The 3,283-nt window shown below is 54.7% G+C and carries 1 tRNA gene and 2 rRNA genes (1 of these 3 only partly in view); all 3 read right to left on the bottom strand.

The window, feature by feature from the left end:
- Positions 1-115: 115 nt before the first annotated feature.
- Positions 116-192 (bottom strand) — tRNA-Met (locus TW83_RS13380).
- Positions 193-253: 61 nt separating this feature from the next.
- Positions 254-368: ribosomal RNA gene (rrf, locus tag TW83_RS13375) — 5S ribosomal RNA — on the bottom strand.
- A 96-nt stretch (positions 369-464) separates the two neighbouring features.
- Positions 465-3,283, bottom strand: a 23S ribosomal RNA gene (locus TW83_RS13370) (it continues 14 nt past the right edge of the window).

The following is a 3,283-nucleotide window of genomic DNA, read 5'->3' as shown; positions in this document are numbered from 1 at the left end:
GTTCTGGGTAAGCTTGCGGCGATTCTTTGCCTTGCGGAATGCCAAGTTTGTCCTGAACAGGCAAACATGCGAAAGCCCCGGCGTGTGGCCGGGGCTGGTGTTGGGTCTGTTTCTGTGGTTGCGGGGACAGGATTTGAACCTGTGACCTTCAGGTTATGAGCCTGACGAGCTACCGGGCTGCTCTACCCCGCGCCAAGGTTGTCCTGATCGGGTTTATTTCATCGTATCAGAGAGATATTGCGTTTCTTACCAGGTCTGGCGGTGACCTACTCTCCCACGTCTTAAGACGCAGTACCATCGGCGCAGCGGCACTTAACGGCCGAGTTCGGGATGGGATCGGGTGTTTTGCTCGCGCTAGGGCCACCAGACCAGGAAAGAAACGCTCAGCGTCGGACCCTTTTGAGGAGTCTGATATTGTCCAAGGATGCTTTGGAGGAAGGAGGGTAATCCTGCTTCTTCCGGATCAAATCAAGCCTATCGAGCCATTAGTACCGGTCAACTGAATGCATTGCTGCACTTACATCTCCGGCCTATCGACGTGGTGGTCTTCCACGGCTCTCAAGGGAGACCTTGTTTTGAGGGGGGCTTCACGCTTAGATGCCTTCAGCGTTTATCCTGTCCGTTCATAGCTACCCAGCACTGCCGTTGGCACGACAACTGGTCCACCAGTGGAACGTCCACCCCGGTCCTCTCGTACTAGGGGCAGCTCCTCTCAAGTCTCCAACACCCACGGCAGATAGGGACCGAACTGTCTCACGACGTTCTAAACCCAGCTCACGTACCTCTTTAAACGGCGAACAGCCGTACCCTTGGGACCTGCTCCAGCCCCAGGATGAGATGAGCCGACATCGAGGTGCCAAACGATGCCGTCGATATGGACTCTTGGGCATCATCAGCCTGTTATCCCCAGCGTACCTTTTATCCGTTGAGCGATGGCCCTTCCACTCGGGACCACCGGATCACTATGGCCGACTTTCGTCTCTGCTCGACTTGTCAGTCTTGCAGTCAGGCTGGCTTCTGCCATTGCACTCAACGACCGATTTCCGACCGGTCTGAGCCAACCTTCGCGCGCCTCCGTTACTGTTTGGGAGGCGACCGCCCCAGTCAAACTACCCACCACGCAGGGTCCCGGACCCGGATAACGGGCCGCGGTTAGACATCAAGAGTGCGAAGGGCGGTATCTCAAGGATGGCTCCACGAGGACTAGCGTCCCCGCTTCAAAGCCTACCGCCTATCCTGCACATCGCAATCCTGATGCCAGTGCGAAGTTGTAGTAAAGGTGCATGGGGTCTTTCCGTCTAACCGCGGGAAGTCTGCATCTTCACAGACAATTCAATTTCGCTGAGTCCACATTTGAGACAGCGGGGAAGTCGTTACGCCATTCGTGCAGGTCGGAACTTACCCGACAAGGAATTTCGCTACCTTAGGACCGTTATAGTTACGGCCGCCGTTTACCGGGGCTTCAATTCAAGGCTTGCACCTCTCCTTTTAACCTTCCGGCACCGGGCAGGCGTCAGACCCTATACGTCGTCTTACGACTTCGCAGAGCCCTGTGTTTTTAGTAAACAGTCGCCACCCCCTGGTTTGTGCCCCCGGCCTCTGCTTGCGCAAAAACCGGGCCTCCTTCTCGCGAACTTACGGAGGTATTTTGCCGAGTTCCTTAAATGTGGTTCTCTCAAGCGCCTTGGTATTCTCTACCAGTCCACCTGTGTCGGTTTAGGGTACGGTCTTGTGGAGGGCTATTTCCAGGGACCCCTAAGCAGCCCGATCAATCCGTTAAGATCGAACTACCCTCGGGATCCGTCACCATCTCCTGGCCCAGGAATATTAACCTGGTTCCCATCGACTACGCCTTTCGGCCTCGCCTTAGGGGCCGGCTTACCCTGCTCAGATTAGCTTTAAGCAGGAACCCTTGGACTTTCGGCGACAGGGTCTCTCACCCTGTTTGTCGCTACTCATGTCAACATTCTCACTTCTGATCACTCCACCGGTTGCCTCACGGCCCGGCTTCACAGTCAGAACATTGCCTCCGTAGACCATTGCTGGGCTAAAGAGGCAGCGTTCTATATCACAGAACGCTCCGCTACCACGCACCCTAAGGTGCATCCAAAGCTTCGGCTCGTGGCTTGAGCCCCGTTACATCTTCGCCGCAAGACCTCTTGATTAGACCAGTGAGCTGTTACGCTATCTTTAAAGGATGGCTGCTTCTAAGCCAACCTCCTGGTTGTTTTGGAAGTCTCACATGCTTTCCCACTTAGCCACGAATTGGGGGCCTTAGCTGTTGGTCAGGGTTGTTTCCCTCTCCACGACGGACGTTAGCACCCGCCGTGTGTCTCCCGGATAGTTCTCCTGGGTATTCGGAGTTTGCTTAGACTCAGTAAGGCTGTGGGCCCCCATCATCCATGCAGTGCTCTACCCCCCAGGGAATACGTCCGAGGCGCTACCTAAATAGCTTTCGCGGAGAACCAGCTATCTCCGAGTTTGATTGGCCTTTCACCCCTAGGCACAAGTCATCCCGACCTTTTTCAACAGGTGTGGGTTCGGACCTCCAGTACGTGTTACCGTACCTTCATCCTGCTCATGCCTAGATCACTCGGTTTCGGGTCTGATCCGTCTAACTATGTCGCCCATTTAAGACTCGCTTTCGCTGCGCCTACACCTAACGGCTTAAGCTTGCTAGACAGACCAAGTCGTTGACCCATTATACAAAAGGTACGCCGTCACCCCTCAAGGGGGCTCCGACTGCTTGTAGGCGTCCGGTTTCAGAAACTGTTTCACTCCCCTCGTCGGGGTGCTTTTCACCTTTCCCTCACGGTACTGGTTCGCTATCGGTCAGTAAGGAGTACTTAGCCTTCGAGGGTGGTCCCCCGATCTTCAGACAGGATTTCACGTGTCCCGCCCTACTTGATACGTCCCATCGAGCTTCCGATACGGGGCTGTCACCCGCTATGGCCAGACTTTCCAATCTGTTCTCGTCACTCTCAAGGCTCGGCTGGTCCGCGTTCGCTCGCCACTACTAGCGGAGTCTCTATTGATGTCCTTTCCTCCGGGTACTTAGATGTTTCAGTTCCCCGGGTTCGCTTCTTAAACCCTATGTATTCAGGTAAAAGATACCTGGTTAACCCAATTGTTGACCGCCCGAAGGCAACAACAATCAAGTTTCAGGTGGGTTTCCCCATTCGGAAATCCATGGATCAAAGCTTATTCTCAGCTCCCCATGGCTTATCGCAGAGTATCACGTCCTTCATCGCCTCTTACTGCCAAGGCATCCACCAAACGCCCT

Source organism: Paracoccus sp. S4493 (assembly GCF_000967735.1).
GTDB lineage: Bacteria > Pseudomonadota > Alphaproteobacteria > Rhodobacterales > Rhodobacteraceae > Paracoccus > Paracoccus marcusii.
Note: the sequence above shows the minus strand (reverse complement) of the source record. Positions and strands in the feature narration are given on the sequence as shown.